The sequence below is a fragment of the Streptomyces sp. NPDC024698 genome (assembly GCF_055559015.1).
In genome coordinates, this window is sequence record NZ_JBVHLK010000012.1 from 35,000 (window position 1) to 56,374 (window position 21,375).

Annotated in this window: 11 protein-coding genes and 2 pseudogenes; 6 read left to right on the forward strand and 7 right to left on the reverse strand. The window is 67.0% G+C overall.

Annotated elements, in window-relative coordinates:
- Window positions 1–140 precede the first annotated feature (140 nt).
- A complete protein-coding gene (locus ACZ4AA_RS24760) occupies window positions 141–1,745 on the reverse strand; it encodes a phospholipase D family protein (RefSeq protein WP_467606728.1) in 1,605 nt (534 codons plus the stop codon).
- Window positions 1,746–1,862: 117 nt separating this feature from the next.
- Between ACZ4AA_RS24760 and ACZ4AA_RS24765 the strand changes: the two are divergent.
- Window positions 1,863–2,060 (forward strand): annotated as a pseudogene (locus ACZ4AA_RS24765) (transposase); the annotation flags it as partial.
- A gap of 977 nt (window positions 2,061–3,037) precedes the next feature.
- Complete coding sequence (locus ACZ4AA_RS24770; RefSeq protein WP_467606733.1) at window positions 3,038–4,714, forward strand: dolichyl-phosphate-mannose--protein mannosyltransferase; 1,677 nt, start codon at window positions 3,038–3,040, stop codon at window positions 4,712–4,714.
- Window positions 4,715–5,012: 298 nt separating this feature from the next.
- On the opposite strand, the gene ACZ4AA_RS24775 is transcribed toward ACZ4AA_RS24770, so the two are convergent.
- Window positions 5,013–5,459 carry a bestrophin-like domain gene (locus ACZ4AA_RS24775; protein ID WP_467607258.1) on the reverse strand — a complete coding sequence of 149 codons (447 nt, stop codon included), beginning with the start codon at window positions 5,457–5,459 and terminating at the stop codon, window positions 5,013–5,015.
- Window positions 5,416–5,712, reverse strand: a complete 297-nt coding sequence (locus ACZ4AA_RS24780; protein ID WP_467606737.1) for a bestrophin-like domain — start codon at window positions 5,710–5,712, stop codon at window positions 5,416–5,418. The genes ACZ4AA_RS24775 and ACZ4AA_RS24780 overlap by 44 nt, the downstream gene beginning before the upstream one ends.
- Before the next feature lie 204 nt (window positions 5,713–5,916).
- Between ACZ4AA_RS24780 and ACZ4AA_RS24785 the strand changes: the two genes are divergently transcribed.
- The 4 genes and pseudogenes from ACZ4AA_RS24785 to ACZ4AA_RS24800 all read left to right on the forward strand — a co-directional run.
- The gene (locus ACZ4AA_RS24785; protein ID WP_467606741.1) at window positions 5,917–6,945 is read left to right on the forward strand and encodes a TrmB family transcriptional regulator; all 1,029 of its coding nucleotides are present in this window, start codon (window positions 5,917–5,919) and stop codon (window positions 6,943–6,945) included.
- A gap of 225 nt (window positions 6,946–7,170) precedes the next feature.
- A complete protein-coding gene (locus ACZ4AA_RS24790) occupies window positions 7,171–10,563 on the forward strand; it encodes a S8 family peptidase (RefSeq protein WP_467606746.1) in 3,393 nt (1,130 codons plus the stop codon).
- A gap of 534 nt (window positions 10,564–11,097) precedes the next feature.
- Window positions 11,098–11,469: a VOC family protein gene (locus ACZ4AA_RS24795; RefSeq protein WP_467606751.1), complete on the forward strand. Its 372-nt coding sequence runs from the start codon at window positions 11,098–11,100 to the stop codon at window positions 11,467–11,469.
- Between the two features lie 107 nt (window positions 11,470–11,576).
- Window positions 11,577–11,746 (forward strand): annotated as a pseudogene (locus tag ACZ4AA_RS24800) (IS701 family transposase); the annotation flags it as partial.
- A 956-nt stretch (window positions 11,747–12,702) separates the two neighbouring features.
- Here ACZ4AA_RS24800 and ACZ4AA_RS24805 read toward each other — a convergent pair.
- From ACZ4AA_RS24805 to ACZ4AA_RS24820, 4 genes are all read right to left on the reverse strand, one after another.
- Window positions 12,703–12,933 (reverse strand): hypothetical protein, encoded by a 231-nt coding sequence (locus tag ACZ4AA_RS24805; protein WP_467606755.1) that lies wholly within the window; start codon window positions 12,931–12,933, stop codon window positions 12,703–12,705.
- Between the two features lie 52 nt (window positions 12,934–12,985).
- Complete coding sequence (locus ACZ4AA_RS24810; protein WP_467606758.1) at window positions 12,986–13,831, reverse strand: IS5 family transposase; 846 nt, start codon at window positions 13,829–13,831, stop codon at window positions 12,986–12,988.
- Window positions 13,832–14,232: 401 nt separating this feature from the next.
- The gene (locus ACZ4AA_RS24815; RefSeq protein WP_467606762.1) at window positions 14,233–14,700 is read right to left on the reverse strand and encodes a PH domain-containing protein; all 468 of its coding nucleotides are present in this window, start codon (window positions 14,698–14,700) and stop codon (window positions 14,233–14,235) included.
- A 177-nt stretch (window positions 14,701–14,877) separates the two neighbouring features.
- Entirely contained in the window at window positions 14,878–21,168 is a 6,291-nt protein-coding gene (locus ACZ4AA_RS24820; protein ID WP_467607261.1) for an RHS repeat domain-containing protein, read from the reverse strand.
- Window positions 21,169–21,375 lie beyond the last annotated feature (207 nt).

The following is a 21,375-nucleotide window of genomic DNA, read 5'->3' on the forward strand; positions in this document are numbered from 1 at the left end:
CTCCTGAACCGCTCTCGCCCTGCGCCAACGCCCACGAGCACTTCGTCCGCGACGCGTTACGGCATAGGTCCGGTTACCCAGGGACTCCGCTCCTACCACGTCCGCGTCCCACCGGGTCACCTCACCCGTCCGGGACACCGTCAGTAGGCGCCCTGCCGACGCAGAGAGCGCGGGCGGCCGTCGGGATCGGCGACGACCCGGTAGAGCGGCTCGGTCAGGGCCCGCGTGATGCGGGACAGATGCGGCGGGTGATAGGTGCGCAGCCGTCCCGGCGGTCGCGGACCGTGACGGCCGCCGTCGTGCCACGCGTCCAGAGCGGCGGCCGAGTCGGCGTAGGCCGCAAATGCGCGGCCCGGGTCGCAGAGTGCAGCCGCTTCCCCGTCTCCGGCGCGGTCAAGGTGTTCGAGATTCAACGACAACCGCAGCTCGCGCGCGAAGACGCGGGCGCCGTCACCCAGGCCGCCGGGGTCCATCGGTTCACGGGAGTCACGGGTCTCGTCGAGGACAGCGCAGCTGAGTTCCGAATCGTGCGTCCAGGAGCGCCGGTTGACGTTGTCGGACCCGACCGCGGCCCAGACATCGTCGATGACACAGACCTTGGCATGGACGTACACGGGTGTCCCGGCGTGATTCTCCAGGCTGTAGACGGCCACCCGGTCGCCGCCGGCCCGTCGCAGGACTTCCAGAGCGTGGATCCGGCCCAGCAGATTCATCGGTGTGCTGATCCGCCCCTCCTGGTCCGGCACTGGCGGCAGGACGGCAATCATCCGCAGCCCCGGATGATCCGCGAGAGCCTGGGCGAATGGCTGGACGGCACTCTCCGACCACAAGTACTGGTCCTCCAGGTAGATCAGCCGGCGTGCCCGCCGCAGGGACTTCGTGTAGGCGCGGGCGATGCTGCGTTCACCGTCGGGAGCGAACGGATAGCCCCTGAGGCGGTTCGGGTAGGTGCGCAGGATCTGGACCGTGTGGGAACCGCGCGGGCCCGGGTCGGGTTGCTGCACCGGGAGCGGATCCGCCCGTGTGTCCTCGCCCCGCAGTGCCGCCCGCAGCCGGCTGCGCGGGCTGCGACTGAGCGGAGCCGGGTCCGTCCACCGCTCACGGAACGTGGCCTCGACATCCCCGACGGCGGGCCCGCGCACCGCCAGCTGGACGTCATGCCAGGGCGGACGGGAACCGTAGGCGTCGGCCATGGGTTGCGCCAACGGGTCCCCCTGATGAGCGGCGTCGTCCCTGCGGCTGTGGCAAAGATCGATTCCGCCGACGAAGGCGACGTCCTGCTCGGGCCGACCCGGGTGGCGCAGCACCACGAACTTTTGATGGTGCGATCCACCCGGCCGCACCCGCATGTCGAGCAGGCACTCCCCTCCCGCCTCCTCGATCTCCTCCCCCAAGTGGTAGTTCTCCTGTTCGCTGAACTGGAACCGATCCAGGTGCGAGCGCCACACCAGCCCCTTGACGACGACACCGCGGCGTGCGGCGTCGCACAACACGTCGCCGATAGCGCTCTTCGGTCCGTCCAGCAGCTCGTCAGGGTCGCCCCGCCAGTCCGTGAACATCAACATGTCGCCGGCTCGCTGCGCCCGCACGGCCGCGAGCAGCTCGGCGAAGTACACCGCTCCGTGCACCAGGGGGCGGACGTCGTTGCCCGTGGACCACGCCCCACCGTCGGCATGACGGCGGTCCACGCGCGACGCCGGATTCCCCCGCTGAGCGGAGGTGAGCAGCCAGTCGGCGCTTTCCACGTGACAGTCCTTCCAGTCGACGGCCCTTCCGGGATCTCCTGATAGATCCGTTACCCCATGAGCGCGTGACCACGCGATTCCTGCTCCGCCAGCCCTGCGAAGGCCTCCGTCGCCGGCGTCGAGAAAGGCACCACCTCCGCAGGCGTGCAGCGCCAGTACTCCGGCACCGCCGGCCGCACCGAGAACTGCCAGATCGGCGTCTTCGCCGCCTCCGCCACCACCCTGGCACGCGCCCTGGTGGACCGCGAGCTGTATCTGCCCAAGTCCCCGACGGACGACCGCGAACGCTGCCGGGCCGCAAAGATCACCGACGACGAGGCCACTCGTTGGAGGGCGGTCCGGCAACACCGCCCACTACATGCCCCCTGCCAACTACACTCCCGACGACGCCTCTCACCAGGCCAGATAGCGAAACGCTGCTCGAGTACCAGCACAGCGCCGTTCTCGTCTTCACCGCAGCGACCAACGAATTCATTCCGAGCCAGCACGACTGGTGGCACCGTCAGCACGAGGAACGTGACGGTCCGGCGCACGTGGCGGCCAGAACGGAAGCTTTCCGGATCCGCGGTCAGGCCTTCCAGGCTGTTCATCGGCTGCGCCTGCTCGTACCCGATGACGACCTGCATGCACAGGCAGAGCAGACCATGGGATGATCGGCGCCCCTCACCGCGCAGCAGAGCGCGAAGAACTGCGGGTGAGGTCGGCCGAGGGGCGAACGTTCCTCAACTCCTTCGTCGCGCACGCCTCGGCCCGGATCAGGTAGACGGCCGATGGCTCTCGCACCAGTGACATCCAACGCGGGGTCGCTGCGGGTCGGCGACGCGACGGCGACCGGCTTCCCTGTCGATGCACAGCTCCTGTCCGGCAGGGTTCGCGCCGAAATGGGTTACCGGTTCGGGAAACGTGGAACCTGCGGGGACTCCGGTCGCTCCTGGTAGGTGAATTCCGTGTCCAACGTGAGGGCGTGGCGGGCTCGTTCTGTGCTTCGCCAAGTCGGTCCCGGTGCCGGCTCCTGCCTGCTCCGTCCTGTGACCGTTCCGCCTTGGCTGAAAGAGGGGCCGATAACGCACCGTTCTTCGACGCCCGGGCCGGTGTGGCCTCAACCCTCCCCAGGCTGCGTCTTGTCCGGGTTCGGGCAGTCGCGGTCAGCGAGGGCCGGCCCGAGCCGGCGTGACGATCACCGACCACCGATTGCCGGGCAGTTGCTCCCGCTCGTCCTGTCCTCCACATGAGAAGGCTCACCAGTGATCCATGAGAAAACGCCCGTGTTGGTCGACGAGTCAGGGGAGGGGGTGAATGGCCGGCCGGCCTCCTGGGAGCGGCGGCTGCGGGACTTCGGGCACGTCGGGCGTCCGTCTGTGTCCGTGCGCGAGCGCCTGGTCGTGCCGTTTCCCGAACCCGGGTCATGGCTTTGGCGCACGCTCGGGTTCTCCCCGGCAACGGGGCGCCGGCTGGCGCGCTGGTCGCAGTGGGGCGGGCCGCTGCTGGTGGCGCTCCTGGCCGGGCTGCCGCGTTTTTGGCGTCTGGGCAGCCCGCGGGCGGTCGTGTTCGACGAGACGTACTACGCCAAGGACGCCTGGTCGATGCTGCGGTTCGGCTACGAGGGCACCTGGCCCAGCAGCAAGATCTCCGACCCGCAGATCCTCGCCGGTCCGCAGGTGATCCCGCTCTCCGACACCGGGTCCTTCGTCGCGCACCCGCCGACGGGCAAATGGGTCATCGCCCTCGGCGAGTGGATCTTCGGCCTCACCCCCTTCGGCTGGCGTTTCATGACGGCGCTCCTTGGGACGCTGTCGGTGCTGATGCTGTGCCGAATAGGACGCCGCCTGTTCCGTTCGACCCTGCTGGGCTGCCTGGCCGGAGCGCTGATGGCCGTGGACGGCCTGCACTACGTGATGAGCCGCACCGCGCTGCTCGACCTCGTCGTCATGTTCTTCGTCCTGGCGGCGTTCGGCTGCCTGCTCATCGACCGCGACAGCTCGCGGGTCCAGCTCGCGGCAGTTCTGCCGGTCGACGAGGACGGCCGGGTGCGCCCGGACGGACACACCGGCGACCGTGTCGGGACGGGAGCGCGACCCTGGCGGCTTGCCGCGGGCCTGTGCCTGGGCCTGGCGGCCTCGACCAAATGGAACGGCCTGTACTTCCTCGCCTTCTTCGTGATCCTCACCCTGCTGTGGGACGTCGGCGCTCGCCGCGTGGCAGGAGCGCACCGCCCCTACCGCGCGGCGCTGTGTAAGGACCTCGGCTGGTCGGTGCTGTCCATCGCCCCGGTCGCTGTCCTGACGTACCTGACGGCATGGACCGGCTGGTTCCTGTCCGACAACGGCTACGGACGCCACTGGGCGGACGCCCGGGGTGGCACATGGTCGTGGATCCCGGCTCCGCTGCGCAGCCTGTGGCACTACGAGCACGCCGTCTACCAGTTCAATGTGGGACTGAGTACTCCCCACAAGTACCAGTCGAACCCCTGGAGTTGGCCGGTCCTCGGTCGCCCTGTGCTGTTCCACTACCAGTCGCCGGCACCCGGGCAGGACGGCTGCCACGCGACGGCCGGCTGCGCACAGGCAATCCTCGCCCTGGGAACACCGCTCCTGTGGTGGTCGGCGTGCTGCGCACTCATGTACCTGCTCTACCGATGGGCGCTGCGCCGTGACTGGCGCTCCGGCGCGATCCTCTGCGCGGTAGGTGCCGGCTATCTGCCCTGGTTCCTCTACCAGGACCGCACGATCTTCTCCTTCTACGCGGTCGTCTTCGTGCCCTACCTGTGCCTGGCCGTGACGATGATGCTGGGAGCCCTGTTGGGTCCTGCGGGAGCGACTCAGGGGCGCCGCATACGAGGTGCGGTGGCCGCGGGCCTGCTGGTCCTGCTCATCGCCTGGAACTTCATCTACCTCTTCCCGGTCTACACCGGACAGACGATCCCGTACGCCGACTGGCAAGCCAGAATGTGGCTCGACACCTGGATCTGAGCCCAGCCACCCGCCACCCAGTACGCGGCGCTGCGCGCGCCCTCGACCCGACGGGAACCGGTTCGGCGTTACGCTCCGCGGCTGGGAAACGGTGTGCACGCTCACGTAATTCCGCGCCGCCGAACGCCAGTTGGTGGATACCGGCAGTCCTTCCGGCGCCAGGTTCATTGCGGTCCGCCCAGGTCAACGGACCGTGGCCGCTTCCACGAGTTGCCTGGTCCGTCCGAGGTCACCCGGGCACCGCCCGCGGAGGTTGAGGTTGATTCGACGCACCCACACCCGTCGGCCAAGGCCTCGTTCAGCGACCGTTCGGCGGCATCGAACACCCCGTGCCGCAGGCAGCTTTCAACGGCCGAGCCGAGATACGACGCTCAGCGCCCGGCCCTTGCGTCGTCGGCTGCCCGGCTCCAGTACTCGGCGAGGGCTCCTTCTCTGTACGGGGCGGGGCTGACGCTGAGTTCACCGGCGAACGGGCGGTCCAGGACGAAGACCAGGGGCAGACTGACGCCGATGAGCCCGGCGACCGAGGCGACGAAGAGGATCTGAGCACCTGTAAGGCGGCTGCGAGGTGGGCTTCCGTGGTCCCGTAGCTGGGATTTCCCGCTCGCATACGGGGCCATTGGTCCTCGACGACCGCGTGGACGTAGCCGCTCATCGTGGAGTCGAGACGAGCACGTACCTGCGTCGGGTAGGCGGTGGCGTCACGGGTGATGAGCGCTGCGTCCGTGGCCTCGGAAGCGACGATGGTTCAACTGGGTCCAGAGAGTGACGATGACAAAGGCGAGGATGATCCCGTAGATCGCGCCGAACATGCCGAGTGTCACCCCGACCATCTCGTTGGGCTCCCTACGGGCCACCGAGGGGTATCTGCGGCGCAACAGCACGCTGCTGCGAACAGCGAGGAGGACAGTCCCACCGACGGTGAAGACGGCGAGTGTGAAGGTGCTGTAGTGGTTGAGCAGCCAGAGCGAGAGATGCGCGGAGTCCAGGGCGGACACAACTACCCCAACGCGCGGTGTTGATGAGCCGCTACGGGGATGGCCAGGTGGTTCAAACCACCGAGTGAGAGATCGATTCCGCCCGACGCCGCGCAGCCCAGGGTGACTTCCTACGGTGGGATAAGGTCGGCCGAGGAAGATCCGCTCGGTTCGCCCGAGTTGCATCGAGCGGGGGAGACGGCGCCCGCCCGCGAGGGGAGCTGGATGCTGCAGGCATTGGGACTGGGGCCGGCCGAAGAGGCTGTCTACACCGCATTGCTGGCTCGCCCCACAGCCTCCGCGCGCGACCTCGCCCGGCAGACCGGACTGGAGGAGCCCGCGACCACCCGCATCCTGCTCGACCTGTCGACACGTGGCTTGGTGGTGATCGCCGCCGAGGCCGGGAGCGGGACACCTGACCCGGCGGACCGCGGGGCGGGCCGTCCGCCCGCCCGCTACCGGATCACCCCGCCCTCGGTGGCCCTGGCCCCTTTCCTCGTCGAGCAGCGCAACGCGCTTCAGCGGGCCGAGACCGCGTTCGCGATGCTGACCGAGCAGTACCGCAGCACCGCGGTACATCCCGCGGGCAGCGTCATGGAGGTGGTGGTCGGCGTGGAGCAGGTGGCGCACCGATTCCATCAACTGCAGCGCGGCGCTCAGCGGGAGTTGCTCGTCTTCCTCGTCGGGGAACCCATCGCGGTACCGCGCGAGGACACCGACATCTCCGAGAATTCCGCGTTGGACCGCGGAGTCGCCTTCCGCGTCGTGGCGGCCAAGGACTATCTCGACGGTCCCGACGTGGGCAGGGACGTGAGGGAGGCCATCGCCTCGGGTCTCGAACTTCGGCTGGTCGACTCGTTGCCGCTGAAGATGGTCGTGTCGGACCGGGAGCGTGCGATGGTGCCGCTGGACATGGCGGACTCCGGCGGTGAGCCGAGCGCCATCGTGGTGCACCGCAGTGGCCTGCTGACGGCCCTGGTCCATCTCTTCGAGAAGGAATGGGCCCAGGCTCGTCCGCTGTACACCACCGCCACGGGCGTGCGCGCGGGGTCGACAGCCGATCAGCAGCCGACAGAGGGGGAACTGGAGGTCCTTGCCCTGTTGCTGGCGGGGGTCTCCGACCGGCGGGTGGCCTCCCAACTCGGCCTTTCGATACGCACCGTGGAGCGACGGACCCGCCGTCTGATGGACCTCGCCGGAGCTGATTCGCGTCTGCAGCTCGGGTGGTACGCCGCACGTGCGGGCTGGTTCTGACCCACCGGTCCGAGGGTCGCCCGGTTGATCGCGGCGATGGACACTCGGGCGTACCCGCACCTTTCGGGCCTCGAGCGCACCGAGCCGACGAGCCGCCGGACGTGACCGTGTGACGGGAAACCGACATGCGGGAAACCCGTCACGCGCTGCGTCCCCCGCCGATCCGTATGCATGGCAGGCTCCAGCCACAGCCTGACATGTTCACGGTATCCAGTGGGGAGATCCATGCGCTCCATAACGCGTACAGCCTTGGGCGCGGCGACCGTCGTCGTCCTGACCGTCACCGCGGTCCTGCCTTCCGGGGCGGCGGCGGACACGCAGTCTGACGGTGCCTCGGGCAAGAGGCCCATCGTCGGCGGTGGGACCGCGGCGGCGGGCGGCAAGCAGGTGTCGGTCACGCTCGTCACCGGGGACAAGGTGCTGGTGACCACGGACCTGTCGGGTCACAGCTCCGCGGCCGTCCTGCCCCGCGAGGACGGCACGCAGCCGATCGTGCAGACCTTTCAGATGGGCAAGGACCTCTACGTCTACCCGGAGGACGCCTCCCGGGCGATCGCCGAGGGCAAGGTCGACGAGCAGCTGTTCAACGTCACCGGGCTCATCCGCCAGGGATACGACGACGCACACACCAACACGCTTCCGCTCATTGCCACGTACCAGAACAGTGTGAACGTCGCCCGCAGCACGCCGGCGGCTCCTCGCGGGGCCGAGCGGGGCCTGAGCCTCCCGACGGTGGACGGCGTCGCGCTCAAGGCCGGCAAGGACACGGCCGCCACCTTCTGGCAGGACATCACCAACGCCCGCTCACGTTCCGCCTCCACGCTGAAGAAGCTGTGGCTGGACGGCAAGGTCGGGGCCACGCTGGAGCAGTCCACCGCGCAGGTGCACGCCCCGGAGGCCTGGGCTGCCGGCTACGACGGCAAGGGCACCAAGGTCGCCGTGCTGGACACGGGCGTGGACGCCGAGCACCCGGACCTGGTCAACCGGATCGCCGCGTCCGAGAACTTCACGGACTCCAAGACCACCGACGACCAGGTGGGCCACGGCACTCACACCGCTTCCACGGTCGGCGGGTCCGGAGCGGCCAGTGACGGCCGCGAGAAGGGCGTCGCCCCCGGTACCTCCCTGCTCATCGGCAAGGTCCTCAACGACCAGGGCTACGGCCAGGACTCCTGGGTCATCGCGGGTATGCAGTGGGCCGTCGACCAGCAGGCGGACGTCGTCTCCATGAGCCTGGGCAGCCCCGCGATCGGCGACTGCGCCGACCCGGTGGCCCAGGCCGCGCAGCAGCTCTCGCAGAACACCCACACCCTGTTCGTCGTCGCCGCCGGCAACGCCGGTCCGGGCGCCGAGACCGTCTCCTCGCCCGGTTGCGCGCCCGGCGTGCTGACCGTCGGCGCCGTGGACCACGACGACACCACGGCGCAGTTCTCCAGCCGCGGCCCGGTCGCCGTCACCCACACCCTCAAGCCCGAGATCGCAGCCCCCGGCGTCGACATCTTGGCGGCCAACGCGGGCGGACGGGGCATCTACGCCTACCGGACGATGTCCGGCACCTCCATGGCCACCCCGCATGTCGCGGGCGCCGCGGCCGTCGTCCGCCAGGCCCACCCGGACTGGACCGCGCAACAGATCAAGGCCGCTCTGGTCGCCTCCGCCCGCACCGGCGGCAAGGTCGCCGGCGCCGACCAGACCGGCGCCGGTGTCCTCGACGTGTTCGCCGCGGTGAACCAGAAGGTGCTCTCCGCACCGGCCGTCCAGGCCGGCAGCTACGACTGGCCGCAGGACGCATCGGACCGCACCACCGTGCAGGTGCCGTTCACCAACACCGGCGGCCGCGATCTGACCCTGAGACTGAGGGTCAGCGGAGTGCACGGCAACGACGGCAGCGACGTCGACTCCGGCATCGTCCAGCTGGAGGAGGGCAAGGTGAGGGTCCCCGCGGGGGCCACCGCTCAGGTGCCGCTGCGGATCGACCCCACCGCCCGCCTGAAGGACGCCCAGTACGGTGCGGTCACCGGCCGGATCCTGGCCACCGGCGAAGGTGTGCACGTCTCCGTGCCCGTCACCCTCTACGTCCAGCCGGAGACGGTCACGCTCCGGGTCAAGGTCATCGACCGCAACGGCAAGCCCGCGGCCGGCTCCTCCTCCCTGGACCTCGTCAAGCTCGACATCGACAAGGGCGAGCGCCGTACCAACGCGGGTGCGACCGACCAGACGTACAGCGTGCGCCCGGGCGACTACGCTCTCAGCAGCTATGTGATCTCGTACGACGCCAACAACGCGGTCGAGTCGGTCAGTTACCTCGCGCAGCCGCAGCTGCGGATCACCCGTGACACCACCGTCGTCCTCGACGCCCGCAAGGCCCACCAGCTAAGCCTGCACACCGACCGCCCCTCGACAGTGGACAGCACCACGTTCAGCTACAGCCGCACGTGGGACGACACCTGGCTGATGTCCGGCTCGGTCGTGATCGGCAAGAGCGTCCAGAAGGTCTACGCGGACATCGACGGACGTGCCAGGAACGGCACCTTCGAGTTCCGGCCCACCTGGCGGGCGACCGGCTCCGAGGACGGGGCCTCCTACGTCTACAACCTGTCGTACCCGACCCGGGGTCCGCTGTACTCCGACCAGGTCTACAAGCCCAGGGACTCCAGGCTCGCCCAGGTCACCGAGACATGGAAGGCCATGGGCAAGGAAAGCGACTACCTCGACGCACTGTACGTCCGCTCCTCCGGGGGTGACAGCGACTACATCACCGTCAGCCCGTTCCGCGGGGTCCATGTGCCCAGTACCCGCACCGCCTACTACACGACCGGCGACGACGCCTGGTACCACGGCGCGATGACCAGCTTCCCGTTCGCCGCGTTCATGGGCGACCAGGAGCGCACCTACCGGGCCGGAGATCGGCGCGCCGAGGAGTGGTACGGCGGCCCCCTGCGGCCCGCCGCGCCGCGCGACGCCGACGGCAAGCTGATGCTGTCCGCCGAGCGGCAGGGCGACCTGATCGGCTTCCAGAACGCGCTCTGGGTCGACGGCTCCGGCGACCACTGGTCCTCCGGCGGGTCGTTCGGCGACCTCGGCAACCTGGCGCTGAAGCGCAACGGCGAGCAGATCGGCAGCAGTTACGACCCGTACGGCGTGTTCCAGGTGCCGGACGAGGACTCCGCGTACGAGCTCACCCAGAACCTGGAGAAGATCCCCTCCTCGGACCGGAACTGGCTGCGCTCCACCGCCGTCACCACCACGTGGAGCTTCCGCTCCCACCGGGAGCCGGACGTCTACTCCCGCGGCCTGCCGATCCTCGCGCCGGCGTACGACCTGCCGGTGGACGGCATGAACACCCTGCCGGCACAGAGCGGCATCAGGGTCGGCCTGTCGGTGGAAGGCCACGCCGGGTACACCCCCGGCGCGATCACGGAGGCCTCGCTGTCCTACTCCTACGACGGCGGCACCACCTGGACCGAGGCGCCGACCCAGCGGCGGGGCGGCAAGTGGACGGCCGTCCTCGACCACACCGGCGCCTCCGGCAAGCAGGTCACGACGAAGGCCACCATTACCGACGCCAACGGCAACGCGGTCACCCAGACCATCACCCGCGCCTACGACGTTCGGTGACCACCTCGTCCGGCCGGGCTGCCCAATGGAACGGGCAGCCCGGCCGGACGCCATTGCCACCTGTGATCACCAGGCCAACGAGCGGGTCGCCGCTACCGGCGGTCGCCACCGGCGGCCCTCTTCCCGACAGCCGGGACCTGGCGCCACTGATTGCGCGGCATCGCGCCGATCCGCGCCCACCAGGGGCACCCATGAGCCTGGTGGCGCATCTTCCGCAAGGCCGCCCTCGCGGCCGGTCATTCGCCAGCCCCGACGACATCGCCCACGCCACCCGCCTGGCAACATCCCCGCTCAACTCCCGTGCCCGCCCGTGGATCTGGGGCCGCACCCCACCACCAACCCGCTCTCTACGACGCCGATATATGTACCGCCTTTGAGGAATCCAGCACTAAATACTCCAGCCGTAGATCGTGATGTGACGGACGAATGGCGGAAGGTGCGGCTAGGGTCTACGCGCTCGGCGGTCCTGCGCGTGCTTTCCTGCGCGTTGGGCGCTCACCAGAGCCAGGGGCCCGTGTTGTTGGAGGAACACCGGTGATCGGCAAGCTGCAATGCGTGGTTCTGGACTGTCAGGATGTCCTTGAGCTCGCCCGGTTCTACCAATTGCTCCTCGGTGGCGCGGTCAACCAGTCCGATCCCCGGTGGGCCGTCAGCGACGACTTTTCGACCCTTCACACGAGCTCTGGCCTGGTCTTTGCGTTCCAGCGCGTGAAGGATCACCGGGCGCCGCGGTGGCCGGACAGCACGTACCCGCAGCAGTTTCATCTGGACCTCGATGTCCCGGACCTTGACCAGGCCCAGGAACAGGTCCTCGGCTTCGGCGCCACGCTGCTGCATGTCGACACCCGCGGTTGGAGGATCTTCGCAGATCCGGCAGGCCACCCTTTCTGCCTCCTCAGAGGCTGACAGGGAGAGGCCGACCCCCGCTTTCGCCCGGCGATGTCCGTTCTCCGGCAGGGGGAACGGGTGCGGCCACCGTTGATCATCGGTGTGTGAAGACTAACGATCACGCGGTGGCCGCCGTTCACAGCGCAGACACTGCCCGCCGGCAGGAGGCGTTCGAGGGCCTGATGAGCCGGATGGCAGGCCGCTTCGCCCGGGTCTGACCCCGGCGCCGGGCTGGGCGGTTGGTGCTCGGCTGCTGTCGGACCTGCCGCGCAAGAACTGCTGGACTGTCACAGACGCTCGGCCGGCCGCGCGCAAAGCGGCACCGCCCGCTCGGCCGACGATTCCTCGAAAGGACAGCCCGAGGCGTCAATCGTTCGGTGGGTCAGACCGCCGAGCGATGCCGCAACCAATCCTCACGGTCGTTCGTCCAGCAGGACGCTCCACCTTGACGCCCTGAACCACGCCCGCTCCACGGTGTGTGGGTCGACGGCAGACGGGATGGGAGCTGGGGCAGGTGTGTGGTTGAGCTGGTCAGACGAGGGACGACCGGATCCGGTCGATGGCCCGCAGAACCTCATCTCTGTTCTTCGCGCTCTTGATCCAGGTTGGTAGCCGCGCGACGAGGGTCATCTTTCTTATCTGCGCATCCCATGGTGCTCGCTCACGCAACGGCGCCTGTACGAACTTCCGGATCAGCTCCAGATGTTCCGGGTTGTAGGCCCACAGCCAGCCGTGTCGCGTCTCTGTCTGCAACCACAACGGCAGACCGAAGTAGGGATCTGCCGCTTCACCTCGCCCCCGGAAAAGGCGGAAGCCTCCCCCAGGAGCATCTCGCGACAGACCGCATGCCCTACAGACGAGGCGGTGGCGCCCGAACACGGAAGGAACCCCGCCCTCAGCCGCCGACACCATCGGGGCAACGTGTGCAATCCCAGCGCACTTCGGACAGCTCACGAGCACATGATCAATGAAGTCGTACTTCGTGTGCTGGGCATCTCGGAACCGCTGTGGCGAGAGCATGACGCCAGTGCGATCCCTCTGCCTGACCGTGCTCATGCACGGAAGAACCGTGCCCCTACCGTGCCCGGTCGGGCGGGGAACCTCGGGGAACCACGGTCGCTCGCGGTGACAGGACCGAGGAGAGCCCCCGACCGATCCTGCTGGTCAGAGGCCCTCCACCACTGCGGTGGGTGTGGGACTTGAACCCACGGTGACTCGCGCCACGACGGTTTCAAGACCTGTCCCCTGGGCTCACCGCGGCAGATCGAGGTGCGCGAGCAAGCGCAGCACACCGGCGAGGTGATCGAGATCGTGCCACATGGCGATGACGTTCTCTGGGGCGCGCTGTACAAGCGCCCCGATCTCAGCGACGTCGTCGCTGACCTGTCCGCAGTCAAGCTTCGTCGGCGTTTTGCTCATGTCGAACGCGGCTGCAAGGTCGAGGCTCCAGTAGTAGTCCACGGGCAACTCGGAGAGGTTCACCTCATCACCGAACCGGAGTTCCGCCTCGTCTAGAGGGCGTCTGAAAAGCCTGTCAGCGGGCTGGTCTTGCGAGGCGCCGTATGAGGAGCATGGTCATGGTGAGGTAGATGGCGTTCTCCGAGCAGACGCGCAGGTACTCGTAGTCCTTGGACAGGCGGCGACACCGTCCCAGCCAGGCGAACGTCCGCTCTACCACCCAACGCCGCGGGACCACCGCGAAGAGGGCCACTGGCGGAGGCGGTGCCCCGACCTTTGCCCAGGTCGAACGGAATCCTCCGTCGCGGCGCTGCACGACCTCCACAGTGATACCGGTGGCTTCCTGTGCCCAGGCATGGAAGTCGGCGCCGCGGTAGCCCTGGTCCGCCCACACGTGTCGCAGACGCGGGAAGGTCTCGGCAGCCCGGGAGAACAGCACCGCGGCACCGTCGCGATCACCGACGCTGGCCGGGCTCACGCAGGTGACCAGAACGGTGCCACGGGTGTCGACGAGCAGGTGGCGCTTGATGCCGCTGACCTTCTTGCCGCCGTCGTATCCGTGCAGGCCGCCGCGTTCGCTGGCCCGGACACTCTGGCTGTCGATGATGGCCGCACTGGGAGTGGGATCCCGGCCGAGCCGCACACGCTCACGCTCGCGCAGCACCGTCAACATCCGCTCCCACACGCCTTCTTGCTGCCATCGCCGCCAGTAGTGGTAGACGGTCTGCCACGGCGGCAGGTCATGCGGCAGCAACCTCCAAGCACAGCCGGCCCGCAGCCAGTACGCCAGCGCGTTGAGGATCTCCCGCCGCGTGTGTTTCGCCGGCCGACCACCGGGCTTGACCGCCGGAACCAGCGGACAGAGGATCTCCCACTCCGGATCGGAAAGATCCGTCGAGTAACGGGTACGCAGCCCGCACACCCCAGCCCCCGAAAGTGCGACACCACCCCGCTATCAGGCAACTTGCCCGCTGACAGGCTTTTCAGACGCCCTCTAGCCACCAGAACTGGAACCTGAGAGGTGGGGCAGGTCAACCTGTCACCCCTGCATCAGACCCGTTGAAGGTGCGGCGGGCCGCGGTGTCCGCCTGGGAGTCGGCAACGAAGCCGACCGAGCCGCGCGGACCCGAGCGCGAGGCGCCGCGATCCGACGATCACCCCGGATGAGCACCCAAGAACGACGGTATGGAGGTCGGTCTTGACTCCCCACGGCTCGCGACGGTGCACCAGACCGTGTTCCTGGTCGGTGCGGCTGGGGCGTGGCGTCGGCACGTCGTCCGTCAGCAGCTCGGTTCCGCAGCGTCTCGGTGGTCACCCGCGAGTTCACAATATCGCGAAGGAGAGGACACACAGGAAAATAGTTACCCCCGAACACAAGAACTCTGCAATCCCCATCACATATCTCTTACTGAATCTTGCATTAGAATTCCCTTCATCCGGATTGAGCTTTCGGGACAGAATCTCATTGGCCAGCGCATCACGCTGCTTCCTCCCTGTGATGCTCACGTCGTACGCAAGCACCGGAAGATGACCATAATGGGACACCTCAAGAGTAAGGGCACGCCGTCCACCACACGAGATCACGCTACTATACGGAACTTCGTAGACGCTAAATAGGTTGCGCACAACCAGCAAGTCTTGCGCGATTGTCACAGACGGACGCAAATAGAAAGAAAGGGAGAAGTAAAAAACCAAGGGAATGGGCGAAAGCGCGGCTAGCCGTAGCGACGCCGGCTGGTGCCACAATGCTTGCTGCGCGAAAATTTGCAGAGCAGAAAACGTTGCGATCACGATAATTCCGCAAGCTATTCTCTGAGGTCTACGGTGTCGCATTTATCAACCTAGCATGTAGTGATTCTGTGGAACTGGAGGCGTACGTGATCGTCAAGTCTGGTCAATCTCTCCTCTTGAGCAAGCAATCGACCTGTGGTCGACCCTCCCTGGAGGGTCGACCACAGGTCGATTACCCTAAAACATCCACTTTGTGATTCGATGTATTATACTGCTGGTATCGCCTGATGTATACGCCTCTTGCGCCCTTTGTGCAAACCTGGCGCCGGCGCTAGGCAGGTAGGGAAGCGCTATCTCCGCGGCGCTTACGGCTGCACCGAAAACATCGTGGGTACAGTTTGATCCGTTGTCATATGCGCATGAATCCACAGCTTGACTAACGCTGGCTGCCGCGCTGACTACCGCTCCCACCTTTCCGATCGCCGCGAGAACCTCGGCGGGACCTGCGGCACATGCGCCCATTGTCACAACTACACATGTTCCTGCAATTCCCGTAGCGCCATAATTGACAGCTTCTCCCGCATCCCCGATCAGCTGGATCGCATCTCGGTGATCGTGGTTAAATTTCAAACCTTTCTCCCACAAACCTTCCTGGCCGCCGTTCCCTGTCCTCTTTGCCGGTACCGGTTCTGGGCCCTTCCTAAACACCACCTGAGTTGACTTGTGGCCCCCGACCGTGCGGACCGTAACGGACATAACTCCGTTCCCAGTACCACCGCCTGCCTTCTGGTACTGGTAGGTCTGGGTGGAGGTGTGGGTGGAGACGAGTTTTGTCCATCCGCCCTGGCTGTCGCGCTCCAGGTGGTCGACAGTGCTTCCGCCGTGGCCGTCACTGCACCCGTACTCGCAGGGCGTTACAGGCCGCAGGCCGGTGGGGTCGGACTTGGTGACCGGGGTGTTGTTGGCGTAGGCGTAACCGTTGAGGGACTCGTGGTCGTCGGAGGCGAGGACGGGGTCGACGGAGAGGAAGCGTCCGGTGACCTGGTCGTACTCGCGGGCGCCGATGTGGGTCAGTCCGGTGTCGGTGTCGGCGGGTTTACTGAGGAAACCCTTGTCGTCGGGCCACGCTGACGGTGTCCCACCGCGAGTTTCGCCGAAGGGCTTGGTGTAGCGGCGGGTGATGGCCTGGGTGGTGGCGTCCACTGCCATTGAGACGGTGCCGTGGTGGTCGTCGACCATCCAGGACAGGCCGGTCTCGGTCCGGACAGCGGTGGCGTCGCCGGCCGGATAGTAGCGCTGCGCGGTGAACTTCTTGGCAGCCGTGTCGTAGTGGAGCTCCTGACCGTTCAGGTAGAGGACGGTGTTGACGGGGCCACGCCTGATCAGGAGATAGCCGTTGGCGTCGTAGAGGTAGTCGGTGGTCTTGGAGCCTTCGGTAAGGCGGGAGAGTTCTCCCTCAATGTTCCAGATGAGGCTCTGCGCGGTGCCGGTGGGGCCGTAGCGCTTGGTGGTGTTGCCCTGCCCGTCGTAGGTATAGCTCTTGGCGGTACCGCTGTTGACGGTGACTGAAGTCAGCGTGTGGGGCTGTCCGGCACCGGTGGCGTTGACTGCGGGATAGCCGTACGCGGTTTTGGTGTCATCGGCGGCGTTGTGCTCCGTCTGGGTGTCACGCAGCCCGCCGGGCTTATATGCCCAGCTGGTCCAGTACGGGGCCGGCCCTCCGAGGGCGGACGCCGAGCGGGCGGTGGCGCAGTCATTGGACGTCGGGGTCCAGGCTTCGGTCAGACGGCGGTAGCCGTCGTAGGCGAAGCACTGGGTGTCCTTGCCGTTGGCGCTATCGGTGATCGACTTGACGTTGCCGGTGGCGTCGTAGACGTAGTCAACATCGTTGGTGTAGCCGGTGTTGGTCTGGTCGACGGTGTGGGTGTTGGCCAGCCTGCGGGTGCCGTCTTCGTAGCGGTTGAAGACCTGGAGCTGCTTGGCGCCGGTGGAGGTGCCCAGGCGGGTCTCCTCGATCTCGCCATACGGGGAGTAGCCGATGTTCTGGACGTAGTCGGTCATGCCGTCGGTGCCGATGAGCATGCCAAGGCCGTTGTACTTGTTGGTCACGCTCTCGGCGGGCAGACCGGCGGCTGCAGGCATCGAGGTGGACTGGACGGTGCCGTCGATGTTGTAGGTGGTGGAGGTGGTGAAGGTCTGCGGCGCGCCAGCGGTGACCAGGGAGTCGCTGGCAGCGATGACGGTCTTGGTGGCCTTGGGACGGTCAAGGGCGTCGTAGCCGGTGACGGCCTGGGAGTAGATCTTTCCGGTGGTGCCGCCGACGTACCGGATCGAGGCGGTCAGCTGGCCTTTGGCCAGAGAGTCGTAGGTGAACTTGGTCAGTTGATGTGCGTTGTCTTTCGTCCCGTCCCAGGTGCCGGTCTTGCGGTCGAGTTCGTCGTAGTCGGTGATCAGGGTGCGGGAGACGCCGTCGAGGGTCGTGGTGGCCGTCAGTGGCTGGTCGACGTCGTTGTAGGTGGTGTCGGTTTTACCCTTGTCGGGATCGGTGGAGGTGGTCTTGCGGCCCCGCAGGTCGTAGCCGTAGGTCCAGACCGCTCCGTCAGGACCGGTCATCTTCTTGATCTGGCCGCTGGGGGTGTACTCGTACAAGGTGCGGGTGTAGTCGCTGCCAGACGGGACGGAGCCGCTGTACTCGCGGCGCTCGGTGATCCGGCCGCGGGCATCGACGATCGTCAGGGTGCCGGTGCCGCCCTCGGCGGCGGTGACTGCGGTGCGGTCGCCTTGTTCGTCGTTCTTGGTGCGCCACTTCTCCTGGTTGTAGACCCGGAAGACCGATTCGGTGGCGCGGCCTGCGGCGTCGTAGACCGTCTCGGTGGAGGCGGGGACGGATCCGAGGTAGGTGTTGGCCAGGGTGCCTGAGGGTTCGTTGTTGTCGTGGACCTGCTTGTTGGTGATATAGGCCAGGCCGCGGTCGTCGTAAAGGGTTTCGGAGATCACCCGGCCGCCGCTCGGCGCGGGCACCTGCTTCTGGCGGGAGCGCAGCAGGCTGTCGAAGATCTCGTAGGAGCTGTTGTAGGTCTTGCCGTCGGCCTTGAGGGCGTCGGTGCGGACCCAGGTTTCCTTGTCGTTGTTGATGCTGTAGGCGTAGGTGATGCTGGCGGCGTCGTCGAGCGTGCGGGAACGGTCCGGCTTCCAGACCGACCGCAGTCGGCCGAGCGCGTCGAAGGACCACTCGGTGGTGTTGCCGTTGGCGTCGGTGGTCTTGGTGGCTGTGCCCCAGGCCGGGTCCACCTCGGTGGTGGAGCTGTAGAGCTTGGGGTCCGTGGTGGTCTTGGACGTCAGCGGGCCGTAGCCGGTGTCGTCGGGGACGTATGTGGTCTTGACCGTGCGGTTGAGGGCGTCGGTCGCGGTGGACGGGCGGCCCAGTTTGTCGTAGGTGGAGCTGGATATCTGCTGGTAGACCGGCTTTTTGTCGAGCTCACCATAGCTCGCGACCCGGTAGGAGGCGGTGATTTCTCCCTTGGTGGGTGCTGCACCGACCGCCTGGCCGTCATAAGCCGTGGTGACGTCGGAGACGACGTCGTCAGGGACTGTCGGGGCGGTCGCGCACTGAACGCTGTAGGTCTCGGTGCGCGAGACCGCGTTCACAATCCAGGCCAAGGTGTTGCGGGCGTAGCTGGTCCGCACGCACGACTCGTCGCCGGTCTTGGCTGCGTCGCCGCTGTCTTCCACGGTGATCGGCATGCCGTACGTGGTGTCGTACGTGGTCTTCTGTTTGACCGTGCGGGTGCCGGTGGAGGTCTTGGTGCGAGTGGTGGTCTCGTCGGCCTGGACGATCCAGGAGTCAGTGGTGCCCCAGCTGTAGGCGTGGCTGCCGGTCTTGTGGGACCAGGGGCTATTGATGGTGCCGCTGACTTCGTCGGCGTCGTTGTAGACGATGGTCTCGCGGACGAAGCCGGCGTACTGGCGGGAGTCGTCGATCGCGGTGCCGGTGGAGTCGGTGACCTTCTCCACACGGGCGGTGCCGTCGAGTTCCTTCTCGCCGTCCAGGCCGCGCATGTAGAGCGTGGACTTCTTCGAGCGCGGGCCCTCGGTGTCGCCGGAGGTCTCCACGACCTTGCCGTAGCCGCGCCACTGCGACCATGTGCGGTTGGAGGCCTTTGTCAGGCCCTCGTCGTCGGCGTAACCCCAGCCGGCGCCGCCCTGGTAGTCGTAGTACTTCTCGCCGGTGTCGCCGTGGCCGTAGGGGTCGTCCTGGAAGACGGAGGTGACGACGTACTTGTGGAACCAGTCGGTGACCGGGGTCGCGCCAGACTGGGACCACTTGACCGGGAAGCAGCGGCGGGTGCTCTTGTCGATGTCCGCCGGCATGCTCGAACCCCAGATGCAGTCGGGGTCCGAGTAGTTGACGGTGATGGTGGAGCCAGTCTCCGTCTTGATGGTCCGCACCCGCCACTTGATGTAGCGCAGGGTGTCTGGGCCGCTGCCCTCTACGTGGTTGGACAGCTGGATGCCGCCGAAGACGACCGGCGGCATGGCGGCCGTGGTGCTGTTGGCCTTGCCAGTGTTCTGGATGGACTTCAGCCACAGGCTCGGCGAGGAGGCGTCACCGGTGTCGGGGAAGCTCTGGTCCAGATGCCAGGTGTCCACGTCGCGCTGGGTGGTGCCGGTGCCGCTCCACACCGAGGTGGTGATGTCGGTGAGGCGCTTGCGGGTGAAGAAGGACGGACCGATCTGGGTGGTGCACTTGGTGCTGGCCGCACAGATCATGTCGAAGGGAACGTCTGGCCAGTTCGCCTTGGTGGCAGACGTCAGGCTGGAGCAGCCGCCCGAGGTTACGCAGCGCTCGGCGTAGGTGTAGCGAACCTGCTGGGCGGCTGGCTTCGAGTAGATCAGGTCGCTGCGCAGGCCGTAGTCGATACGGTTGAGGTAGCCGCCGCGGGTGTAACTGGTGCCGTTCACCGTGGTGTCGGCGTTCTTGGAGTAGTAGTTCGTCTCTTTGCTGTACCAGTAGGCGGAGGCGTTGTCGTGGGTGTCCACGACGTAGTCCAGGTTCCAGCGCCATGCCTGGTTGCAGGAGGAGTCGGCGAAGCCGGTGGACTTGTTACAGGGTTCGCCGGAGTCGTCGCCGAAGACGGGGACGGTCCATACGGAGTTGGTGACCGGGTCGTCGTCGGCGGTGTCGGTGGTGCCCTTGTCGCTCCAGCCGGGCAGTCGGTGCTTGCCGAAGAAGTACTGGATGCCGGACGCGTCCGTGACCTTCCAGTACTCAGTGTTGTTGTCACCGTTGCCGGTGGCACCGGTCAGGTGCTCGACGCGGGTGCCGTCCTCGTTCTTCAGCTTCCACGAGCCCCCGGCTCCTTCGGAGAGGGCGGCGGTGTCACAAGCCGTCTTGTCGGCGCAGGTGTTGACCAGCTCCGCCGCTTTACCGTTGAGGACCAAGGTGGCGTTGGCGTACTTCCAGCACTGGTCGCCCTTGCCGGACTGGCCGTCGTCCTTGCAGGAGCCGTACTTGCGCTCGATGTAGGACTCGGTGATCGAGAAGCCTTCGCCGATTACAGAGGTCTGGTTGTTCTCTCCGGACGTGCGGCCGTCCACTGAGGCGGAATTGTAGGAGATCGACAGGTTCGGGGCTGGCCCGGCCGTCGCTGGGGGAACCCGCAGCGGGTAGTTCCAGGTGAAGTCACCCGTGCTACCGCCGGCCTCCCAGGTCGCGGTCGGGGACAGCGAAGTGGCGCTGTAGTCGCTTCCGCCGCCGGAACTGTCGGCCGCCGCCGCCAGCAGCATCGGGGTGCCGGCTGCGAGTGCGCGGGCGGAGACGGTGCCTGTCAGGGTCTGGGACTCTGCATCGTTGTCCGCGCCCGCCACTGGGCTCTGGGTGCGGCAGGACCTCTTCTCCGGGGTGGTCAACGCACACGCTGGGAGTGTCACCAGGCGCAGGCGGGGGCCGAAGTTGCCGCCGTAGACATCGTTGAAGGAGGAGTAGTCCAGGGAGAGGTGGAGTTTGTCGGTGTCACCAGCGGAGTTTCCGGATGCTGCTCCTGCCGGGTCGACGGTGAACAGGATGCCGTTGACGCCCGCCTTCTTCGCGGCCGACTGGGAGTGGGTGCTAAGCACCACCTTCTCGGCCTGGCCGGTGGCCTTCGTCGGCTTCTTGGTCTTCGCCGATTTCGCTGCTGCTGCGGCGGGTTCCTGGGTCAGCGTCATGCCGAGTCCGCCGATGGTGATGGCGGCCTTGCCGGTCGCTGCAACCTCGGTGGTGGCCTTCCCGGCCTTCGGCCAGGCGGCCCTCTTCAGCCGCTCACGGGTCTGGCGGGTTGCCGGTGCAGCTTTGTCCTTCGGGGCCTTGGACATGCCGGGCTTAAGCACGCCCACCTTGTCGGTCTTCGCCTTGGGCCGATGCTCAAGCGGCTTGCGGGCGGCCTGGGACTGAGCCTGCGCAGCGAAGTCATAGCCCGCGGGAGCTACGAGTTGTGGCAGGAGGGAGAGGGAGGCGACGAGTGCGCCACGGCCGAGCCAGCGACGTATGACTGCGCCTGGCAAACGTGTGCGGAAAGGTGTTGGAGACACGGTTGTTTCCCGTTTTCGGAAATGGAAAGGGACTTGGACAGGAAGCGTCCGGGCGTCGGTGTCCGCGCCCGAGAACGCAGGAGCTCGACAGCACGTCCGCGCAGGTACGCGGGTGATGTGAGCAGAACGAAACTGAGCAGAAGAGGGCGGGACGGGGCAGGCAAG